General features: G+C 45.7%; 20 protein-coding genes and 1 pseudogene. 14 read left to right on the forward strand and 7 right to left on the reverse strand.

All coding sequences use genetic code 11. The features are described from left to right. Positions 1–56: 56 nt before the first annotated feature. Together thiD and thiE are read left to right on the forward strand one after the other, a co-directional pair. On the forward strand, positions 57–872 hold the full coding sequence (thiD, locus tag KE627_RS08495) for a bifunctional hydroxymethylpyrimidine kinase/phosphomethylpyrimidine kinase (RefSeq protein ID WP_013727350.1): 816 nt from the start codon (positions 57–59) through the stop codon (positions 870–872). Position 873: 1 nt separating this feature from the next. Beyond that, a complete protein-coding gene (gene thiE, locus KE627_RS08500) occupies positions 874–1,530 on the forward strand; it encodes a thiamine phosphate synthase (RefSeq protein ID WP_056939015.1) in 657 nt (218 codons plus the stop codon). Between the two features lie 107 nt (positions 1,531–1,637). Here the strand turns inward: thiE and KE627_RS08505 are convergent, their stop codons facing one another. Continuing rightward, positions 1,638–2,129, reverse strand: coding sequence for a hypothetical protein (locus KE627_RS08505; RefSeq protein WP_225424201.1), 492 nt, complete (start codon positions 2,127–2,129; stop codon positions 1,638–1,640). A 244-nt stretch (positions 2,130–2,373) separates the two neighbouring features. On the opposite strand from KE627_RS08505, the gene KE627_RS08510 reads away from it, so the two are divergent. After that, the gene (locus tag KE627_RS08510; RefSeq protein WP_056939014.1) at positions 2,374–3,948 is read left to right on the forward strand and encodes a hypothetical protein; all 1,575 of its coding nucleotides are present in this window, start codon (positions 2,374–2,376) and stop codon (positions 3,946–3,948) included. A 356-nt stretch (positions 3,949–4,304) separates the two neighbouring features. On the opposite strand, the gene KE627_RS08515 is transcribed toward KE627_RS08510, so the two are convergent. Further along, positions 4,305–4,964 (reverse strand): matrixin family metalloprotease, encoded by a 660-nt coding sequence (locus tag KE627_RS08515; protein ID WP_013727355.1) that lies wholly within the window; start codon positions 4,962–4,964, stop codon positions 4,305–4,307. Between the two features lie 260 nt (positions 4,965–5,224). Next, positions 5,225–5,566, reverse strand: coding sequence for a YisL family protein (locus KE627_RS08520; protein ID WP_225423923.1), 342 nt, complete (start codon positions 5,564–5,566; stop codon positions 5,225–5,227). Between the two features lie 146 nt (positions 5,567–5,712). Between KE627_RS08520 and KE627_RS08525 the strand changes: the two genes are divergently transcribed. Then, positions 5,713–6,357 (forward strand): GPP34 family phosphoprotein, encoded by a 645-nt coding sequence (locus KE627_RS08525; RefSeq protein WP_013727357.1) that lies wholly within the window; start codon positions 5,713–5,715, stop codon positions 6,355–6,357. Positions 6,358–6,434: 77 nt separating this feature from the next. On the opposite strand, the gene KE627_RS08530 is transcribed toward KE627_RS08525, so the two are convergent. Together KE627_RS08530 and KE627_RS08535 are read right to left on the reverse strand one after the other, a co-directional pair. Further along, positions 6,435–6,809, reverse strand: coding sequence for a hypothetical protein (locus KE627_RS08530; protein WP_056939013.1), 375 nt, complete (start codon positions 6,807–6,809; stop codon positions 6,435–6,437). Between the two features lie 74 nt (positions 6,810–6,883). Further along, positions 6,884–7,813: a glycoside hydrolase family 43 protein gene (locus KE627_RS08535; RefSeq protein ID WP_056939012.1), complete on the reverse strand. Its 930-nt coding sequence runs from the start codon at positions 7,811–7,813 to the stop codon at positions 6,884–6,886. Positions 7,814–7,966: 153 nt separating this feature from the next. On the opposite strand from KE627_RS08535, the gene KE627_RS08540 reads away from it, so the two are divergent. The 9 genes from KE627_RS08540 to KE627_RS08580 all read left to right on the forward strand — a co-directional run bounded on the left by KE627_RS08540 (position 7,967) and on the right by KE627_RS08580 (position 16,012). Then, positions 7,967–8,296: a hypothetical protein gene (locus KE627_RS08540; protein WP_013727360.1), complete on the forward strand. Its 330-nt coding sequence runs from the start codon at positions 7,967–7,969 to the stop codon at positions 8,294–8,296. A 92-nt stretch (positions 8,297–8,388) separates the two neighbouring features. Further along, complete coding sequence (locus tag KE627_RS08545) at positions 8,389–8,919, forward strand: helix-turn-helix domain-containing protein (protein ID WP_013727361.1); 531 nt, start codon at positions 8,389–8,391, stop codon at positions 8,917–8,919. 104 nt (positions 8,920–9,023) lie between these two features. After that, complete coding sequence (locus tag KE627_RS08550; RefSeq protein WP_056939011.1) at positions 9,024–9,464, forward strand: hypothetical protein; 441 nt, start codon at positions 9,024–9,026, stop codon at positions 9,462–9,464. 176 nt (positions 9,465–9,640) lie between these two features. Beyond that, a complete protein-coding gene (locus KE627_RS08555; RefSeq protein ID WP_056939010.1) occupies positions 9,641–11,581 on the forward strand; it encodes an ABC transporter ATP-binding protein/permease in 1,941 nt (646 codons plus the stop codon). A 128-nt stretch (positions 11,582–11,709) separates the two neighbouring features. Beyond that, a complete protein-coding gene (locus KE627_RS08560) occupies positions 11,710–11,961 on the forward strand; it encodes an AbrB/MazE/SpoVT family DNA-binding domain-containing protein (RefSeq protein WP_013727364.1) in 252 nt (83 codons plus the stop codon). Beyond that, a complete protein-coding gene (locus KE627_RS08565; protein WP_013727365.1) occupies positions 11,961–12,275 on the forward strand; it encodes a plasmid stabilization protein in 315 nt (104 codons plus the stop codon). Before KE627_RS08560 ends, KE627_RS08565 begins: the two co-directional genes overlap by 1 nt. A 160-nt stretch (positions 12,276–12,435) precedes the next feature. After that, entirely contained in the window at positions 12,436–13,302 is an 867-nt protein-coding gene (locus KE627_RS08570) for a DegV family protein (RefSeq protein ID WP_013727366.1), read from the forward strand. 15 nt (positions 13,303–13,317) lie between these two features. After that, on the forward strand, positions 13,318–13,833 hold the full coding sequence (locus tag KE627_RS08575) for a DUF1836 domain-containing protein (RefSeq protein ID WP_013727367.1): 516 nt from the start codon (positions 13,318–13,320) through the stop codon (positions 13,831–13,833). Between the two features lie 214 nt (positions 13,834–14,047). Beyond that, entirely contained in the window at positions 14,048–16,012 is a 1,965-nt protein-coding gene (locus tag KE627_RS08580) for a DUF5776 domain-containing protein (protein WP_225424202.1), read from the forward strand. Positions 16,013–16,062: 50 nt separating this feature from the next. Here the strand turns inward: KE627_RS08580 and KE627_RS12525 are convergent. Further along, positions 16,063–17,333, reverse strand: a pseudogene (locus tag KE627_RS12525) (ISL3 family transposase). 213 nt (positions 17,334–17,546) lie between these two features. Then, the gene (locus KE627_RS08590) at positions 17,547–17,963 is read right to left on the reverse strand and encodes a hypothetical protein (protein WP_056938806.1); all 417 of its coding nucleotides are present in this window, start codon (positions 17,961–17,963) and stop codon (positions 17,547–17,549) included. 292 nt (positions 17,964–18,255) lie between these two features. Between KE627_RS08590 and KE627_RS08595 the strand changes: the two genes are divergently transcribed. Further along, positions 18,256–19,572: an immunoglobulin-like domain-containing protein gene (locus tag KE627_RS08595; protein WP_013727369.1), complete on the forward strand. Its 1,317-nt coding sequence runs from the start codon at positions 18,256–18,258 to the stop codon at positions 19,570–19,572. The last annotated feature ends 59 nt before the right edge of the window (positions 19,573–19,631 follow it).

Below are 19,631 nucleotides of genomic sequence, written 5' to 3' on the forward strand. Positions count from 1 at the left end.
ATACGGAAAAACCCACATGATCACAAGCTCAACAAAGAAAGGTAGGACTCAAAATAATGGTTAACGAAACAGTTCAAACTTTAACAATCGCGGGAACTGACAGTGGTGGCGGTGCCGGCGTGATGGCCGACATTAAGACCATGCAGATGCGCCACGTTTTCTCGGCGGCAGTGATTGTGGCCGTCACGGCGCAAAACACGATTGGGGTTCAGGACTTTATGCCGATTCCCAAGAAACTGATTGATGAACAGTTTGCCTCAGTCGCAGACGATTTGAAAATTCGCGCTTGTAAAACAGGGATGTTGGCGGACGTCGCCACGGTTGAAGCAGTGGTTGAGAATTTGAAAAAATATGATTTGGGGACTCTCACGGTTGATCCGGTGATGGTTGCCAAAGGTGGTGCCCGCTTGCTTTCAGAAGATGCGATTAAGACGGTTCGTGAGCAGTTGTTGCCGCTGGCCGATATTTTGACACCCAATTTGCCTGAGGCCGAAGAATTGACTGGCATGAAGATTGAAGACAAGGATCAGATGATCGATGCCGCCAAGAAGCTGCAGGATCTGGGGGTTAAAAACGTTTTGATCAAGGGCGGCCACCAAACTGAATCAAAAGAGTCCTCAGACTTCATTCTCCTTGAGAGCGGCAAATCCTTCTGGGTGAGCTCACCGCGAATTGACACGGTTCGAACTCACGGGACTGGCGACACGCTCTCGTCTTGCATTACCGCAGAGATTGCCAAGGGCGCCGATGTTGAAACGGCCATCCGGATTGGTAAGAAGTACGTTCAAGCAACCATTGCCAATGGGATTCAAGTCGGTCATGGGCATGGGCCACTGAACCACTGGGCCACATTTGAAGGGGACGGTGACTAAGATGGGCATGCAATTTGAACCGGGGATGCTGCGAGCTTACTTTATTGCCGGCACCCAAGATGTGAAGGATCAAACCAAGACGCTGCAAGAAATTGCCAAACAAGCGATGGAGGCCGGCATCACCGCCTTTCAATATCGTGAGAAGGGACCCGGCTCCTTATCCGGTGCCAAGCGGGACGAAATGGCCGCCGACTTGCGGGAAATGTGCAGTGATTATGAGATTCCATTTATCGTCGATGATGACGTTGACTTGGCAGTTAAAACCAACGCGGACGGCGTTCACGTCGGCCAAAAGGATGAGCGGGTCACCAAAGTCATCGAAGCAGTCGGCCAGTCGATGTTTGTCGGCTTGTCCTGTGACACCAAAGAGCAGGTTAACATCGCCAATCACATTGACGGTATCAGCTATCTTGGCAGCGGCCCGGTCTTTCCAACCGGGTCTAAAGCCGACGCCGATCCGGTGATTGGCGTCGATGGGCTGGCAACTTTGGTTAAGGCGAGCCAACTGCCAGTGGTCGCAATTGGCGGCATTACCGAGCAAAATATTGTCGAGCTTCCCCAAACCGGGGTCGCCGGTGTTTCGGTGATTTCCATGATTGCCCAAAGTGATGATATCTTTAGAACGGTTAAAGTAATGAACGAAACCTTTGAAAAGTAAGGGCTTCGCAATCAGTTGAAATAGACAATTAAGCGGATAGCGCACTCCTGTGATTTTCCAGGATTGTGCTATCCGCTTACGTGCTGCTATTGAGTGATGTTGGCCAATTATTCCATGTTAAAGCCCTCAACGGTTGCGTGGGGCAGGTGGTTAACTTCGCCGGTCATGGTCTTCATGACGTCGGTATTGTTGCGGGTGTAATACGAGACTTGATAAGGGCCGGGCCCGTTTACCTTACCCTTGTAGGTTTCTAGAACCGGTTGAACAAAACCGGCCACATCTTTGTTGGTGACCCGGGCCAAATTAACGTCGCTGGTGTTGGGTGTTCCAAACGCTTTCCAGTCAGTCGTCGAAGTCGGTCCGAAGACGAAGTAGCTGCCGGAGCGGTCATAAGAAGTCTCGTCAGAATGAATTTTGACACTGTGCTTTCCAAAATAAATGTTAGATTGGTTGCCATACCAGGCACCGCGAAATGGTTGGGCCACTTCGCTTGGATTTGAAGCCGAGGCATCTTCTCGATGATGGGAGACGACACCGGAAAGCCCGATGGTGCCTACAAAAATCAGCGTTAAGATAATCGTGATTGTCGATTTTTTCATGATAAACGCTCCCCAAATATGCTTATCTATTACCATCTAAAGGGTACTCCGGCAATGTAAATTAAGTGTAAACATTGGGTATCAAATATGTACAAAATTGATATTACTCGAAGATTACCTCCAAGTTACAATTATTAGGTTTGGATAAAATCCATGCATAAAACTTGTGATTTTGGCGGAAAGCCGTTTTAATAGAACATGAACACGTTTTTATTTTCAAAATATTTAATTGGGGTGAGATTGAATGAAAGGACATTTTAAGTTAGCCCTTACGGCTGCGTTCCTGTTCGTGTCCGCCGGCATTTTTGGTGTCGCTGCACCAACTGCCAGCGCCGACGTGATTGCCAATCCTGGGACTGCGGGTTCGATTCCGCAGGTCAATGCAGGGAACGTATTGAAGGACTACGATGAGAATTCACTCAACGTGGTTAACAACTCAACACCGCAGGGTAACACAAGCAAGAAGTATACCAAGTATTCATTGGATCCAACTGGTTACAACTACGGCAACTCGTACAATACAATTGCCGGCAGTTCACAAAGCAATACATTTAAGACGAAGTTCTTCTTACCAGATGGCTTCAATGTTTCCAACTATCAACATGGTAACTTCCAAAGTGTCACACTTGATGGCGATGGGAACATTTACTTCATCGAATCAAATGGTACCAACACCAACCAGGGGGCAATTGTTAAGTTCAACATGGCTAAGCTTCAACAGTTAGGCGTTGGATCGGATGTTTTACTGCTGTGGCGGGCATTTGATTACTTCAACCCGTATACGACAGACGGTCAAGCTCATAACGATGAGTACAACCAGGTCAACGCGCAATTACAAGGTGCATTTGACAAGGTTCAGACCTTGACGACGACTTTGAATCAGAATAAGTCCTGGCAAAATAACCAGAACAACTGGAAGAAGAACGCTCAAAAGTGGTATTACTACTGGAAGAACAAGAAAGCCAAGTATACCAAGATTTCCAAGTCATATAAGTATTCATACAATACCCGGGCCAAGGCTAAGAAGACTGTGAAGACAGCTACTTCAAAGATGGCAACTTGGATGAAATCTTATCAGTCACACAAGGCTAAGATTGCCAAGTACAATACCAAGATCAATAGTATTCAATCTCAAATCGATACTTATCAAGGACAAATTGACGACGCCAAGGCGCAAAACCCTGACATGTTCAAATACGTTGATATTGCCCAGACAGCACAGTTGTCTCCAGAAGTTGATATTGGCCATGGTCAAACATTGTCATACAACCCACAAAACAAGCACATCTATTTAGCTGAAGATAACACGTTGACTGATTTGGCATCACGGGATGATAACAACACGGTTCTTGAAATGGATCCGAATACCTTGAAACCAATCCGTGAATACAACTTCAAGATGTATCATGGCGACTCTGCCAACTTGCAGCTTCACACACTGGCATTTGACAGTAAAGGAAATGCTTATTGGGGCCGTAAGTTGAACGGTGGTTACATGTTCTTCTACGGACGGCTTGATGAAAATGGTGTCAGCTTCCAGGCTTCATCATCAATGGTCGGCAAGCGTGGCGGTTCCACGAACCAAGGAGTTGCCGTTAACCCTGCCAATAACCGTTTGTACTTCGTTTCTGATGATATCTTGACCTCAGTGCCAACATCAGGCGTTCAAAGCGGAAACTTCTCGGCAGACGATATCCACTATCAAGCCTTCGATTCCGGTCGTGAGTTTGAAAGCTTAGCGTTTGACCAAGACGGTTACGGATACTTGCTGGCATTGTGGCCACCTGAGTTGATGCAATCGACTAATCCTTTGAATTAATTAAATAGGTGAGAGCAGGAATTTCCTGTTTGATGTTTATGAGTAGCAGTCGCGAGTTTGCGGCTGCTATTTTTTGTTGGGGCAAAATCGTCATCTCAAAGGTGACATTACCAGGCAGTAGGCCTAATTTGTCAAAACAATTAAATAGTCCGCCAATCAAAAAAGAGACCGAGACATAACTATTGTGAGGTTACGTCTCGGCCTCTCTTGGGCTCCAATGATATCTAGTTTAAACGTGCAACAATCGGCTGATCCCGGCCATTTAAGCGGAGAAACAAGTCATTCCAAAAACAGGAATAACTCGCTTCTCCGCTTAAATTCTGGGATCAAAACGCCTCGTGCCGCACTCTCTTTTATTACCCTGCATATGCCTGAGCCAAACCGGCAATGTCTGCCGAAGTGATGTCGTTGTCGGCAACCGTTGGATACATGATGCTGTCTGTATCGTCAGAATGCTGCAATCCCAATGCATGGCCGAGTTCGTGCTCGCCGACGTGGATTCTTTCTGTCGTCGTGTATTTGAAGAGACTACAGTTATTGGCGTAAATCGTTGAAGTGGATGGCGCCAACAAGAACAAATTGTTCTTCTGTTTCTGATAATACTTGACGGTCGTCATCCCAGCATAGTCTAAATTATCCGTATTATCAACGGCCAGCGTGATATCAGGATTCTGGCTTGCTGCGGTTAAATGAACAATGTTGGTATCGTTCCACTTGTTGATAGCCTGTTGCCAAACGTTTTGGTAATACGCTGACCCAGTATCAATCTTATATGTAATGGTTGTGTCCGCCCACCGATATTTAGCAGGTGTGGTGTTGGAATCGTTGGTAGTCCTGACGGAAGCCTGGGCCGGTGATTCTGTCTGCTGGGTTGTCGTTTTAACACGTTTGACGTATTCGATGGCCGTGTTAATTTGCGGGGTGTCATCGGTGGTTTCGGCCACAACTGGATGGGAAAGACCAAAGGTTACAGTGACGGTGAACATAGTGAGCAGTCGGATGATCGTTCTTTTCATGAGCATTTCTCCGGATTAAAATTTGTAACCTGATATATCAAAACAGTTACTTTAATAGAGCATTATATCATCATATTATTAAAACACAATACTGCTATAACGATAAAGTGATAATCAAACAGGTCATTTATCAATCACGTTCTCAATCAATGATGCCTCAAAGTGCCAGCATACGCCACGACTAATGCGGTATTCAAAAAAGGGCTGCGGCACAATTTTCATTCTGTCGCAGCCTGATGACTCGCTATTCAATTTGGTAATCAGAAGAAATACCAGTCAGCCAGATAAAGGCCCAAGACACTGGTCAATGCGAAGACAACCACCAGCGTCCAGACGATATTACTTGCCAGGTTATGATGACTCTTGCGGGCAAAGCCGATTTCCAATAATGCGATGACGGCCAGGCCCAAGATGACCTTCAGGCTGCCCAGCACCGGATCTCGTGGTACCCGATAAAGGGCCAGCATGAAGCCGGAAACCAGGATCGGAATGTACAGCACACGGGTAATCATCATGAAAATCATTGAAAGCTTATCTTTCAGAACAAATGCCAAAATTGCGGTAATCATTAATAGGATCCATGAAATGAGATGGATATTCATATAAAGCAAAATGTAACCTCCTCAACTGTGTTTCTATTTTAGTATAGTATTTTGCCGGCAAAAAGAAAAAGTAATTTCTTGATTAGGTTCTGCAAATAGGCTATTTTTTAGGTAGTTGAAACAATCGAAACGAGGGGGTTGTCATCATGGACGGGCTGAATTATACCCAGGAATTTGTGCTGTGCGTGCTGAATCAAAAGCCAAAATTGAGTGCATTCAAGGACCGCAAAGTCGCTGCGTGTTTGTTATTATCAGAAATTGTTGAACTGTTGCGTGCTGGGGCGATGGAATTGACGCCTGCCAATCGAATGGTGGTTGCCCAAGTGACTAAGGCACCGGCGGATTATTTAGTGCCGCTCACTGAAGACATCAAGAAACGGCAGCCGGAGTCAGTCAACAATTATGTTCGCGACGCGGTTCTGTCGGTCCGGAAACGCCGGGTCACCAAGATTGCCGAAGCGATTTGTGATTCGCTGGTTAAAGCAGGCTATCTGGAAGTTGACCACAAGACCTATTACGATAATCAAACACTGACGGATCGCATCTTAACGCAACTGTATCAAGATGCGATCGCTAAAAAAGAACCGTCGGAGAAGAATTCCATGTTGGCAATTTTGCTCGTCAATTCAGGTTTGGTGCACCAAATTTTTCCCAAGCAGGAGGCCGAAACCATCGAACTGCGGCTTAAAGAAGTCATGAAGTCCGACCAGTATCATTTGATTTCAGATGTGACCAAACGGATCAATAAAGATCTGGCTGGGATTATTGACGCGGTCTCATTTGCCAGGTGAGATTAATCAAAAACACTGCATCATATAACCTAAAAAGTCGAGATAAAGTTTTCTTTATCCCGGCTTTTTCGTGTTTATTATTTATGTGAATATTGCGCCTGCAGTGCATTAAGCGCTGTGACGTAGTTCATCGTTGGCAGGTTGCCGGCCTTGAAATCTGCTAGTTTGTCGTCATCAATTGCCATCGTCTTGAAAGCATCCGCCTCAGAAACCCCGGCACCTTCTCTTGCTTCATTGATTCGCTTGAGTAATTCAGCCGGTAAGAGGCTCAACAGATAAAGGCGTTTGATCTGCGTCAAAGTCTGCCGGTAAGCACTTTCCGGTGCGGTTCCAGCGTAGTAGGCCTTGATTTCGTCCGGGTCAAATTCGACGATATTGAAAAGATAATCGTCCGCCAAGTGTAGTTTTGCTTGATATGACTTGATTTCAGCCAACATTTCGTTAATTGTCATGATTCAACTCCATTGCGTTATTTTCAATCTTTCCTATCTATGATATGACAAATCAACGCAGAATTCTAATCGAATTAATATTTGGCAGCCAAGTTAGCGTATTCCTGTGGGGTTAAGGCCATGATCGAACCGTGACGCTTCTTGAGTTGGCCGAAGTCATAGTCTGGCGCGACCTCCCAGTCGGTGGGATTGCTGCTGGTTAGATCAGACGTCAAAATTGGCAGGTAGCCGCGACCGTTGTCGAATTGGTCGACGTAAATGCACCATTTTTGCTGATCAGCCAGCCAAACAATTTCCGGGCCTTCTACCGTATCACCTTGAATGCCCAAGTCTAAATCTTGAAGGGCGGTCACCTGCTGCCAATCGCCAGTTAGTGAAGGTGACTGTTCAATTGGAATTGTTCCGTCACGGGATGCGCGGACGAATTGGCCGCCAGCTTTGACCATGGTCATGTCGATCAAATCATTTTTTGGATTCTTGGCAACGGCGTAAGTTGCGGTTGATTCGAAGTGCTGGAAGTCTTTAGTGTATGCCCGCCAGATTTCCATTTTGTGGGTTTGCTGGTTGGGGGATGACCAAAAGACAAAGTAGGCTTCATGAGCCGGATCATAAATTGCTTCCGGTGCCCAAACACAGCCGGTGTCCTCACCGACCATGCGAACGGCGCGAGGAGTGGACCAACTCAGTAGATCAGCTGAATCCCAGAAAATCAAATCCTTGGACCCGGTGGTAGTGGCTTTGGCCTGACCCCAGCCGCCGCGATGATAAATAGACAGGTCGGTGGCCATGATGGTGAAATGGCCGTCCTGTCTGCGCATGATGAAGGAATCCCTGACGCCGCGCTCACCAATCGTCGATGTTAGAACCGGCTGGTTGTGGTTGATGTCGGTCCAGTGAAGACCGTCTGGACTTAAGGCAAAGTATAGTTGTTCAGCGGATGGGCTGTCTTCTGTTCCAGTAAAAAACACGAAGAGATAGCCGCCGTTAGTGGATTGATTATTCAATGTCAAATGCTCCTTTTTTAGCTTGTTTTAGTAAAAACTCGTTGTGAATAATATAGCGCTTACAGGTGGGGATGTAAATGCTGTTTTGTTGTGTGAGGTTGATTCCTATGGTAAAATTATTGTTACCATAGAGTAACAGACGGAATTTTGAAAATGCAATTTAACAGAGAATATGCAAAATTGGCAATCAATCAGATTGAAAGTGCATATCGTAAGGGTGATATTTTAAGGCGCCCTGGACGACATGGATACGGACTTCATTCTGAGAAGACAGAAGCTTACTTGCGAGACCACGGAATTACCTTTCAAAAGGCACTGAAAGATGCTGTTCAGGCTCTGAGTACCTCGAAGTTAACAAGATTTCGTGGCCCATCTCCCAGTTATTTTCCGGGACAATCAGATGGGGTTGTGTATGACTTTTTGGTGCCGCTTTATGATTCTAATATGTACATCAAGTTTTCACTCGTCGTCCGCAATGATTAACAATTCATAATTTTCGAATCATTTCATGAGTCTGATAGAAACGACTTTGGAAATTTTATTGAGTTGAATGTATGACAGGGGAGGCAACTAATATGAATCCTGTAAAAGTAAATTCAGTCATTACTGAATATGATCCGATTTCTGACCAAAAGATCAAATATCAGAAAATTCAAATTTCTGAATCCGTGACTGTGAGAAATATATCTTTCAACAGTCCACACTACTACCTTGTCGAAGAGGGGCTGGACATTCATGATCCTCAGAACTTTGAAGTCCCATTTGACAATCCTGATGTGAATTTGCGGGCTGATTATCAGATCTATCGTGAAAAAGTTGGCTTCCTGCAACCAAGAGAGATTAAAAAAGTCAGAGAACATCTGAGATTGAGTTTACGTGAAGTGTCAGCCATTTTAGGAATAAGTTATAGTACATTATCTGAAATTGAGAATGGATTAGTATTACATTCTCAAATTCAAGATACACTGTTACGAATGCTTGAACACACCTACACTTTGTCGACGATTGTCGAACAGCATAAAGGCTTGATTATTAACAGTCATGGGCTGAAAGCGTACCAGCGAATTATTGACAAGTTAAATGCTGAGAAAAATTGGGATTCATGAAGATTCGATGTGGCTTTATTTTTGCTTAACTGATGTAAATCATTTCCCGGATATGATACGATGAAAGCGTAGTACATTCGAATAAATATAAGGTGGTAAATAAATTGGCAGAAAATGATAATTGGCAGTTAATGGGCGTTCGTTTGGATGGTTTGGGCTTTGACCGGAGTAATTTTAACCCGCAAAAGGGCCCGCAGATCAATGCTGAAACCCGTTTGGCATTGCCTAACGACCCGGCAGACAAATCAACCATGAGTGTCGTTCAAGTTGTCTCGACTTTCAAATTGTATGACGATGAATTAGCCAAAAGCTATTTCACAGCAACCATTGCCGGTGTGTATCAGGTGCCAGGCAGCTTGACGGATAACGATGCTATTCAAAAGACAATTGACGATGACAAAAACTTGCGAGACAGCTTCGCCCAACCGGTTGTCGATTACTTAATCGCGACCCTGGCAGACTTAAGCTTAAAGGCATTTGGCACGCCAACCATTTTGAAGCGCGAGCAATTGATTGATACTTTGTTTGGTGCAAAGCAGCAGTAGTAGGCAACTATCTCAATATTAAAGGACAAATCAACAGTCGGCGCAAAGGTGAACACTTTGCACCGATTTTTTGCACTCATAATTACCACTATGAGGAATCACACCGTATTCAAAGCTGGTAAATTGCGTTAGAATGTACAAATATGTTAAATGAACGTCACGAATTGGAGGACCACATGAGCTACTTAGAGCTGCATAACATTAAAAAATCCTATTACCTTGCCAACCAGGAATTCCCGGTTTTGACTGGGATCGACCTTTCCTTTAATCAAGGGGAGTTCGTCTCGATTGTCGGAGAATCCGGTGGTGGGAAAACGACGTTGATGAACATCATCGGCGGCTTGGACAGTAATTATGCCGGCGACGTCGTTTTGAACGGCAAATCGCTCCGCCACGATACTGCCAAGCAATTGGATGCCTACCGGAGACAAACGATTGGTTTTATTTTTCAAAACTTTGATCTGATCAGTCACCTGACTGTTTTCAACAACGTCATGGTGTCACTGCAGATGACCAAACTCAGCCATAAGCAGCAGGAGGCCCGTGCCCGCCAGCTGTTGGAACAGGTCGGCTTGAAAGACCACATGAAAAAATATCCCAATCAGCTTTCCGGCGGCCAAAAGCAGCGGGTTGCAATTGCCAGAGCATTGGCATCCGATCCTGAAATCATCATCGCTGACGAGCCAACCGGTGCTTTGGACAGCCAAAATACCCAAGAAATTCTGTCCTTACTGGACCAAATTGCCAAAGACGGCAAGCTGGTGATCACCGTGACCCACTCGGAGACGGTTGCCAACCACGGGACGCGGATTGTCCGCCTAGCTGATGGGAAGATCAGCGAAGACACCACCTTAAAGCCAGGTTATGAGAAGTCTCAAGCCAATGAGCTGGCAACTCACACGCTGAGATTTGGCGCAACCTTGAAGATGGCCTTGGAAAACATGCGCTATAACCTCAAGCGAAACCTGCTGATTGTCTTTGGCGCCGCCATTGGAATCTTTAGTGTGATTGTCATGCTGGGACTGGGTAATGGGGTTCAAGGATACATCAACCATGAAATATACTCGCAGGTGAACCCCAACGCTGTTCAGGTCACTAAAAACGTGTCGGCTGATGCCAGTACCGATCCAAGCAAGATTAACGTGACCACCAAAGACAAGAACCGATTCAAGGATATCAAAAATGTGAAGAGCATCGACGATGGCTACTTTGTTCAGAGTGGCACCCAGCTGCGACGTGGTCATAAAACGGCTTCAATCTCATTTATGCAGACCCATAATAAAACGATGCTGACCAAGAGCATTGCCAAGGGGCATGCGCCAAAGAACGGCGAGATTATGCTGACCAAGGAATACGCTGAAAAGCTTAATAAAAAGCATCCATATTCGTTGATCGGTAAGCGGGTCACATTTTATCAGAACACGCTTAATAAGAAGAAACGTCCGGTTATGCTGACGAAATCACTGAAGGTCAGCGGAATTGCCAAAGCAAATACCGGGTCGACCTCGGTCACATACAGCACGATGAAGTCACTTTACAACTCAAAGGGCATCAAGATTCAGCCTAATTTTGTGACCGTCGAAATCGCCGGTAACGTTAAGAACGTCAAGCCGGTCGAGAATAAGATCAAGGCCTACAAGAACGACAAGAAAAAGGCCGCTTATCAAATCACCGGTGTCGGCGGCTTCGTTGATACGCTGAACACTTATATCACCCTCGCAGTTAACGTCTTGGCAACGATTGCCGGAATCTCGCTGTTGGTATCTGCCATCATGATCATTGTGGTGCTCTACATCAGTGTCTCCGAGCGAACCAAGGAAATTGGAATTCTGCGGGCCTTGGGATCTTCAAAGGGAAGCATCCGAAACCTGTTCTTCTCAGAAGCCTTCTTCATTGGCTTGTTCTCATCAGCTTTGGCGATTGCGTTGGCGGAACTGCTGCAGGTAGTGGCCAATAACATTGCCCAGCGAGGAATCAATTATTCAATCATGCAAATCACCCCCGGAAATGTCATTTTCGGCTTTGTGGTTGCCATTGTCATTTCCTTACTGGCAGCACTAGCCCCAGCGGCCTCGGCTGCTCGATTGGATCCAATTGAGAGTTTAAGTTACGAATAATAGTTTGAATGACAATTTTAAGTCCTCCTGCGAATAAACGGGAGGGCTTTTTTCGTATATCATGAATGTGCTGATCGAACCATGCTCATGTTATAATTATGTTATAACATCAGTTGGGAGGAGATCGAATGGCTAAAGTTAAGGTTCGAAAAATTGGCAACTCACTCGGGGTTCTTCTACCTAAGGAAAGCGGTGTCCACGAGGGTGATGAGCTGGAGTACACTCAAGAGGGGGACAAAATTATTTTAGACACACAAGAAGCGCAAAATGCGAGAGTTAGAGAGATTGTTGAAAATAGCTTCAAAGATTTTGAAACAGGAAATGTTTTGACTGAAGATGATATGGTCCGCATCTTTGGCAAGTACGGTTGGCATAAATAATGGATCCATATGAATTGTCGTTCTCAAACGATTTTCAAATAAGCCTAAAACAGACAATCGCCATCTGGGAGAGCATTGGCATTGATGCCGGCAAAATTCAGACCTTTGTCTCAGATATTAATACCGCAGTGGCTTCACTCAAGATATTTCCAAATCGTTTTGCCAACGTCGATGAAAAATATCGCATTCCAGTACCGACTAAGCAAATTATTATCGGCGACCATTACGCAATCTTGTATCGAGTAAAGGAAGCGACACACACAGTTGAGATTGGGCCAACTTATAATTTGAAACAAATGGGTATTACTTTTTAGATTCTCCTGAGAGATCAGCACTCTAAGAGGCGCGGAAATAACTGATTGTCAGTCATTTCTGCGCCTTGTGCTGCACTCTAGTATTGACAACCCACCCACGTGGTATACAATACTACATAAATAGTATTGGAAACTACGTAAATATCAAAGGAGATTTCAAATGTCCGAAAAGATTGCCATTCTCGCTGATTCCGGTTCCGATGTGCCGGCAGAATTGCTGAAACAATACGATAATATTGAAGTTGCCCCAATGCTGGTGACCATGGCCGGCGAGGAATACCGTGACAATGTCGATATTACCCCGGAAGAATTTTATGCCCGCCTCGGCCAAGCCGATCAGTTTCCCAAGACTGCCGCACCCACTCAAGGGAGCGTGGAAGCTCACGTTGCCAGCTTGAAGGAACGCGGCTTCAACCGAATCATCGGCATCACCGTTTCGGCACATCTCTCAACGACATTTGGCATTTTCACCAATGTGGCAAGGGAAAACGCCGACATCAAGATGGACGTGATCAATACCAGAAATATTGGGATTGGCAGTGGCCTTTTCGCGGTCTACGCTGAAGAAATGATTGACAGCGGTCAGACGTTTGACGAAACAATTAAATTTCTCAAGCAGTCTGTTGAGGACAGCCGGACGTTTTTCTATATTCCCAGCTTGAAATACCTGCGGGCAGGTGGGCGTATCGGCCGAGTTGCCGGGCTGATCGGCTCGGTGCTTAACATTAAGCCGGTGATCGCGACCGACTCTGAAGGAATCTATTTCCCGGTTGCCAAAGCCCGTTCCGAGCAGAAGGCCATCTCGAAAATGGTTCAGTTGGTCTCTGATATAATCGCCAGCCACAAGAGTGTCCGAGTCGGCGTCGCTAATGGTGCCGACGTGCCCCTGCAGGAAAAAGTCTATGATCGCTTGCACTCGGCCTTCCCGCAACTTAGAATATATCGAGGAAGCGTTTCGCCTGCGTTAGGGGTTCACACTGGTCCCGGCTTGGTTGGGGTTGGTGTGCAGGTAGGCGAAGGCGAATAACGAAGGAGGGGTTCGATGCCAAAAACGACCACCGAGCTTCAGATTAGATTGCCAATGTGGGAAGAACTGCCGGCATTTTCACTGCACTTGGACCAGCTGTTGGATCTGACCAACGAGTATCTGGAACCAATCATCGGCGACAAAATTACCAAGACCATGCTCCACAATTATTTCAAAGCTAAAATTCTGGTGCCGCCGGTCAAAAAGAAGTATCAGCGGACGCAGCTGGCCGGCGCAATTGTAGTGGGGCTGCTGAAGAACATTTTCACGTTAAACGAAGTGAAGGCCGGCCTGATCACCTTATTGGGAAATGGCACGCCCAAGACCGGCTACAATAATTTTGTGATTATGTTTAACGAGCAGGCTGCCAAGGCCGGCAAGGAATTGTCGGACCCCACCAGCTTGGAACTGGCTTCAGCCGGCCAGCCCACTTTGATGCAGTATGATGCCGTCCAGTCGATATTGTTTTGGCTGTCGGCGAAGAATCGATTACATGAAATGATGGATCCACAAGACCGTGATGGCGCTTAGGCGTTTGTCACGGTTTTTATTATGGCGACATATATTCATAATGGGTCAGTCAATAACTTTATTACAAATGTGTGGAAATCGGGTTTGCCGTGAACTAAGATAGTCATGTGTGAATTGAATTCGTTTTCATTTATTATTGAATATTTATGGAGGGGTAAATTTGAATAGTAATCATAAAATGTTATTGAGGGAGTTCTCTATTGGGGCAGCAGTTATGGCAGCAGTCGCATTAAGTGCACCCGCTCTGACGACCAGGGCAAGCATTCCAACTAATCAAAACGTGTCAACGTTAAACTCAAGTACCAAAGTTCAATCTGGCCATTACACCGAAGATAATTCCGAGGACAATTATCAATTTGACTGGTCTCTCAGTGATGATGGAACATTGACGTTATCTAATGCAAGTTTTGTATTTGGCGGTAACAATTCGCCGATTAATTCCCACATCTCTAATCAATTACCTGCCGATGTGGTGAGTGCCGTTAAGAAGATCGTTCTGACTGGTAGCCCCGTTGCAAGTGGGAATATCCAATACTTGTTTTGTCACTTTGCCAATGTTGAAAATATTGATGTTCACAATTTGAATGTTTCTGGTGTAACCAGCATGCAGGCCTTGTTCTGTGAAAATCAAAAGCTCGATTCGGTGAACATCTCATCATGGGATACCAGCAATGTTTCAAACATGGCTACGATGTTCTGGGAAGACCCTATCACGACCATTACTGGTTTGAATGATTTGAAAACTGGTCAGGTTACCGATATGCATGAACTTTTTGCGACAAGTAACTCTGCAGACAACTCGAAGGTGACTCAGCTGGCTCAAAGTTTTATTAACACTGCAGATGTACACAGTGTAAAAAACTTTGAAGGATTATTCGATAACAGCAACATGATCAACCTGGACATCAGCTCGTGGCACATGGATGCTGCCACTGACACTTCAAATATGTTTGGGGATTACCAAATTGCCCTTCAAAGCCCATTGGTAAGCTACACCGGCTCTAAAATGACCACTTTGACTTTGGGACCCGATGACAAGTTTGTACCGGTTTCTGAGCCAACTGCTGTTGTAGCACCAACCTTTAACCCCTTTGGATCCACACAAACTTACGTTCCAGTAAGCCTACCTTCTGGAACGACCATCAATATGCCTGTCGATAAATCGGGCAACTGGGAGGCCGTCGGCAGCGGAACGGTAACGAATCCACAAGGTGCCACTTGGACAAGTGCTGATTTTGACACCAAATACGCCCCAACCGCCACACCGCGCCCAGCCAAGGAAACCTATGTCTGGAAGCACACGGCACCAAAGCTCAACATCAATTTGAAATCGCCAGTTACTTTGAAACAGGGCGCCAAATTTGATGCTGATAGCTACTTTGTTTCCCTGACTGATGCTGGTGAAAATGCCATTAGTGCCCCGATTACCAGTCTTAAAGACGCTGAAGCATTGGGGATGACCATTTCTGGCGCTGACAAAGTCAACACTAAGGTTCCGGGAACTTACAACGTCACTTTCAAGTTAGGCAGTCAATCCGCAACTTTAAAGGTTACAATTCCCGGTTCTTCAAGCAACGGTGGCAATTCCAGCAACAGTAGCTCATCAACTACCCCAGCTAGCACCGCCCCAAGTACCAACAACTCATGGAACCCAACGACACCAAATCAACCCAACGGCAACACGGGCTTACCGAACTACGCTGCTGTAAAAGGTGACGCCGTATACGCCACTAAGGCCATCTACATGTACAGCTCACCAAACTTCACCAAGCATAACCGAATTGCCAAATACACCAAGAAGACCCGGGCTACTCGGCCGATGTTTGTTGTGACCGGGTATGACAAGTCCAATGGTGGTGCTTTGCGCTACAAGGTTCGTGATGTTAATAAGGGATCGAAGACTTATGGTAAGTCCGGCTACGTTACTGCCAATAACAAGTATGTCGGCGGCGCTTATTATCAGACTATGCCCAAGAACAAGAAGCTTACCGTAATTGCTAAGCACGGGATCAATTCCTATCGCTCAGCCAGCTTGACCGGCAAATCCAAACACTACAAGAAGGGTGCTCGACTGCACGTTAAGAAGCTTGTGAAGCATAATTTGACCACCCGTTATCAGTTAACCAATGGTCATTATGTCACAGGAAATAAAAAGTTTGTCATTCAAGGAAATTACTAATATCGGTTCTTCGTCAACTGTTGTTGGTGAACAAAATATTGGAGTTCTAATCACTTGGTGATTAGGGCTCTTTTTGTATGAACTCGAAAAGCGAACAGCACTCTTAGCCGGAATCTGAAGAAGTTTCGGTAACCAAATCCAGTGCGCTTAATGACTTTAATCTTGTTGTTTGAACCTTCTAATGGCCCGTTGGTGTAGTGGTGGGTGAAAGTGTTGCCAATTTCATCATGATGAGCCGCCAAGGTTTGGAGGGCTGCCAACATCTCTTCCGAGCACCCCTGCAGGTGGTGAAAGGCTTGATTATAGTTGGGCCAGTCGCGGTTTTTGATGGTTTCACGTAACCGATTCATCACGTCGTAAGTTTGCTTGAGCTCGGGATCAATGTCCAGTAAAGCATCAACCACATCCGTGGCAGTTGCCGGATAAGGGAAGTTTGTCCACTTACGGAAAGCCTCGTAGTTAAGGTGATTGGCCGGCGTTAATAATAGTTTCCAATAGCGTTTCAAGGCGTGATACTGGCGTGAGGAAGTGGCCAGGGTTTTCATGAGACGCACTCGCGTCTTATTAAAAGCCCGGTTTAAAGCGTTAACCAGGTGGAAGGGATCGATGACAACGATGGCGTTCGGGAAGATCTGCCCAACCAATTTGGGATAGGTATAGTTCATATCGGTAACGATAATTTTCACATTTTCTCGCGCGGCTTGGTCATAATGTTGGAAGTACTTTTGAAGCTGATAGATGGTTCTAAAGGGCAACAGGTCAATCAATTCGTGGGTTTCCGCGTCCATAAATTCAAAGCTCATCGCGTCGGTGGCGCTCTTAGTACTTTTAACTTCGTCCATGAGGAGAACTTTGGGTAAGTAGTGCAGTTGGTTTGAAAGTCGTGTTCAGCGCGCAAGAGCTGCCGACCAACGAATGAATCCGAAGTGGACAATTCATTGGCAATGTGTTTGAGGCTCACTGGTTCCGTTAACTTCTCTAAACATTGTTTCCGGGTTGTATTTGAAATCGTGCAGTGCTTCGGCACTGCACTCGTCTGCGCCAGGAAGTTGGTATGACAAGCCTTACAGTGAAAGTTTCGCCGATTGAGGCATAGGATAACCGTGCTGCCCAATGTTTTAGCGAATCTAATGGTGGTCTTCCGCCAACCATAGCCAATGATCTGGTGATCATTAATAACCCCACAATTGCGGCAGGCCTTGGGAGAATAGTTCAGTGATCCATTTAATCTGATTACCCCATCATCACCTATTTTGCCATTCTCAATTTTTAAGTGTTCATCATCTATTCCTAACAACATTTTCGTAGTATCATTTGACATAGGGCATTTCCTTCTTTCTCTAAAATCTTCGTGGTTGTTGGTTTTGATGAACGGACAGGAAATGTCCGCTTTTTTTATTCTAATGAAAAACAAAAAATCTGTCATCAGTAATAGATAAAAATCTATTACCAACAACAGATATTGTAGAGCCCTAATATCTGAACGCAAAAGGACTTGAAGCCAAATTGGCTTCAAGTCCTTTTTGTATCTGATTTATTTAATTCGCAGCAACACCAAACCATGCCCGGCAATCGTCCAGAGCGCCGGCATGTGCTGAATGGCCTTGGGAAATTGATCCCAGTGGCCTGCCGGACTTTTCAATTTGTCGGTCAACGCTTGATCGGCTGGCGTCAGCCGCAGGTGCCTTTTGTCCACATTGTCGATGGTGTAGAGCATGTACAAGTCAAATTCGTTTTTGGGGATGTTGGTCTCGCCGGTTGCCGGATCGTACTGATAGGTTCCCGGCTCCACTTCCACGTCAAATTGCGGGGTGGCGCCCTCATACAAGCGGGGTTCTTCGGGTGCATGTGCTTTCATGGGGTCCTGGTCGCCGCTAATCAGGCTGAAACAAATTAAGGCCAGTCCAAAACAGCCAATTGCGATGACAAATAATAGTCCATATGTTTGCATGCCCATTCCCCCAAATGTTCATTAGTCCTTAATTATAGAACAATTCGTTGGTAAATAGCTAACCGACTTTGACAAACTGGTTTGGCAAGGTCAAGTCCGCGATTTGAATGTGCATAAAATAATACCGATCCGAGCCCATTCCCCTAGGGTAATAAAACCGAGGCAAATCATGCCTAAACCCAACAGCCAGTTGAATTAGAGGGCATTATCCATCGCGTTTGCCCGTAGGACTGATATAATATAATCGGAATTAAAGTGATAACATATTAGTTGGGTTATGGAGGGGATTCATATGAATAACTTAAAAATTATGGGCGCACTTGCAGGAGCATTTGCCATTGGTACAATGATCCTTACAACTCAAGCCGACGCAGCTAAGAAGGTCAAAGTGACGTCAAACGTACCCATTACAGCAACCAAAGTCACCAATAGGAACGTTGCAATTACCGGCAAGAACAAGATCTATAACAAAGCCGGCGTATTGAAAAACGCCAAGGCGGTGACATCAGCCAAACAGCTCAAGCAACTCGGCAATTCCCAGCGGTCAAAAGACTTCTTCAACGTCTACCGCATGGCAACGACCAACAAAGGCCAAGTCTACTACAAAGTCGTCTCCTTTGAAGGCAAGTGGCGAGGCTGGATCTACGGGGGAAAGACCAAGGCCGACTATCAAGGTGGGATCCGCAGCGTTCAGACCACCAAAGATGTTCCGTTACCAGACGATGTAAAAAACGCAAAATTTACCCTGGGAAATCCAGGCATTTCGGGGACGAGCAACTCCTGGACGGCAATTCCATGGTCTCAATACGGTGCCCGGTTAAAGACGACTGACTCCAGGCCATACGCTAACGATGAATTGCGGGTGACGGCCGCCAAACAGCTCACCAGGCAATACTACGGCACTTTCTACTATGTGGTTGATGACACTCATCCTGAGTTCAACGGTTGGTTGAACAGCAGCAGCCTGAAAGCCGCCACAACGCCACCAACCAACACGACCACGACCGTGACCAATTATGTGCAATCGCCGCCTGAGGTTGTGACTAACACGGTGACAAATACGGTCACGAAAACTGTTGAGGTCCCAGCCAAAAATCCATTGACAATTAACTACAATGTTTATGAGTTGGGAACGTCCCAGAACCAAGCCGTTTCCAATCAAATTTTGAAGATGTATCAAGATCAGTACGCTAGTGTTTTGAGTGAATTGACCAAGAATCCCGATACCGCGGCCACTAAGCTCAAGGATCTTGGTGACGGGCAGACGTTGAAATCTAATGACCCAACTCCGATGAACTATGCCTCAATTGCAGTTAGTTTTGACAAAGACAAGAATGTGATCACGATCACTTTGAATTGGGTTCAACCGATAATCTTTGTCAGTGATGCTCAGATTCTTACTGGGGACGATTATTATCCAAAAAGTTACCTCTGGTCTGTGATGGATGGGACCGGTGTCAGCTATCAGAGAGGGGATTGGTTGGATCGAGTTCAAATATCCACTGACGTAAATACTAAGCTTCCTGGAACGTACCACACCACATATACTTTCAAACTGATGGACGGCATGACCGCAACGGCAACGGCGACTGTCACTGTTACGAAGTGACCTGTCATCTTGAAGGACAGAACATTAAATTCCCGGTTGTATTCCACCCCGAACCCGTT

Source organism: Lentilactobacillus buchneri (genome assembly GCF_018314255.1).
GTDB classification, from domain to species: domain Bacteria; phylum Bacillota; class Bacilli; order Lactobacillales; family Lactobacillaceae; genus Lentilactobacillus; species Lentilactobacillus buchneri.

Bases quoted from the DNA above. Each gene is read 5' to 3' on its own strand.
- thiD (WP_013727350.1), top strand. From the start codon at position 57: ATGGTTAACGAAACAGTTCAAACTTTAACAATCGCGGGAACTGACAGT.
- thiE (WP_056939015.1), top strand. From the start codon at position 874: ATGGGCATGCAATTTGAACCGGGGATGCTGCGAGCTTACTTTATTGCC.
- KE627_RS08505 (WP_225424201.1), bottom strand. From the start codon at position 2,129: ATGAAAAAATCGACAATCACGATTATCTTAACGCTGATTTTTGTAGGC.
- KE627_RS08510 (WP_056939014.1), top strand. From the start codon at position 2,374: ATGAAAGGACATTTTAAGTTAGCCCTTACGGCTGCGTTCCTGTTCGTG.
- KE627_RS08515 (WP_013727355.1), bottom strand. From the start codon at position 4,964: ATGAAAAGAACGATCATCCGACTGCTCACTATGTTCACCGTCACTGTA.
- KE627_RS08520 (WP_225423923.1), bottom strand. From the start codon at position 5,566: ATGAATATCCATCTCATTTCATGGATCCTATTAATGATTACCGCAATT.
- KE627_RS08525 (WP_013727357.1), top strand. From the start codon at position 5,713: ATGGACGGGCTGAATTATACCCAGGAATTTGTGCTGTGCGTGCTGAAT.
- KE627_RS08530 (WP_056939013.1), bottom strand. From the start codon at position 6,809: ATGACAATTAACGAAATGTTGGCTGAAATCAAGTCATATCAAGCAAAA.
- KE627_RS08540 (WP_013727360.1), top strand. From the start codon at position 7,967: ATGCAATTTAACAGAGAATATGCAAAATTGGCAATCAATCAGATTGAA.
- KE627_RS08545 (WP_013727361.1), top strand. From the start codon at position 8,389: ATGAATCCTGTAAAAGTAAATTCAGTCATTACTGAATATGATCCGATT.
- KE627_RS08555 (WP_056939010.1), top strand. From the start codon at position 9,641: ATGAGCTACTTAGAGCTGCATAACATTAAAAAATCCTATTACCTTGCC.
- KE627_RS08560 (WP_013727364.1), top strand. From the start codon at position 11,710: ATGGCTAAAGTTAAGGTTCGAAAAATTGGCAACTCACTCGGGGTTCTT.
- KE627_RS08565 (WP_013727365.1), top strand. From the start codon at position 11,961: ATGGATCCATATGAATTGTCGTTCTCAAACGATTTTCAAATAAGCCTA.
- KE627_RS08570 (WP_013727366.1), top strand. From the start codon at position 12,436: ATGTCCGAAAAGATTGCCATTCTCGCTGATTCCGGTTCCGATGTGCCG.
- KE627_RS08575 (WP_013727367.1), top strand. From the start codon at position 13,318: ATGCCAAAAACGACCACCGAGCTTCAGATTAGATTGCCAATGTGGGAA.
- KE627_RS08580 (WP_225424202.1), top strand. From the start codon at position 14,048: ATGGCAGCAGTCGCATTAAGTGCACCCGCTCTGACGACCAGGGCAAGC.
- KE627_RS08590 (WP_056938806.1), bottom strand. From the start codon at position 17,963: ATGCAAACATATGGACTATTATTTGTCATCGCAATTGGCTGTTTTGGA.
- KE627_RS08595 (WP_013727369.1), top strand. From the start codon at position 18,256: ATGAATAACTTAAAAATTATGGGCGCACTTGCAGGAGCATTTGCCATT.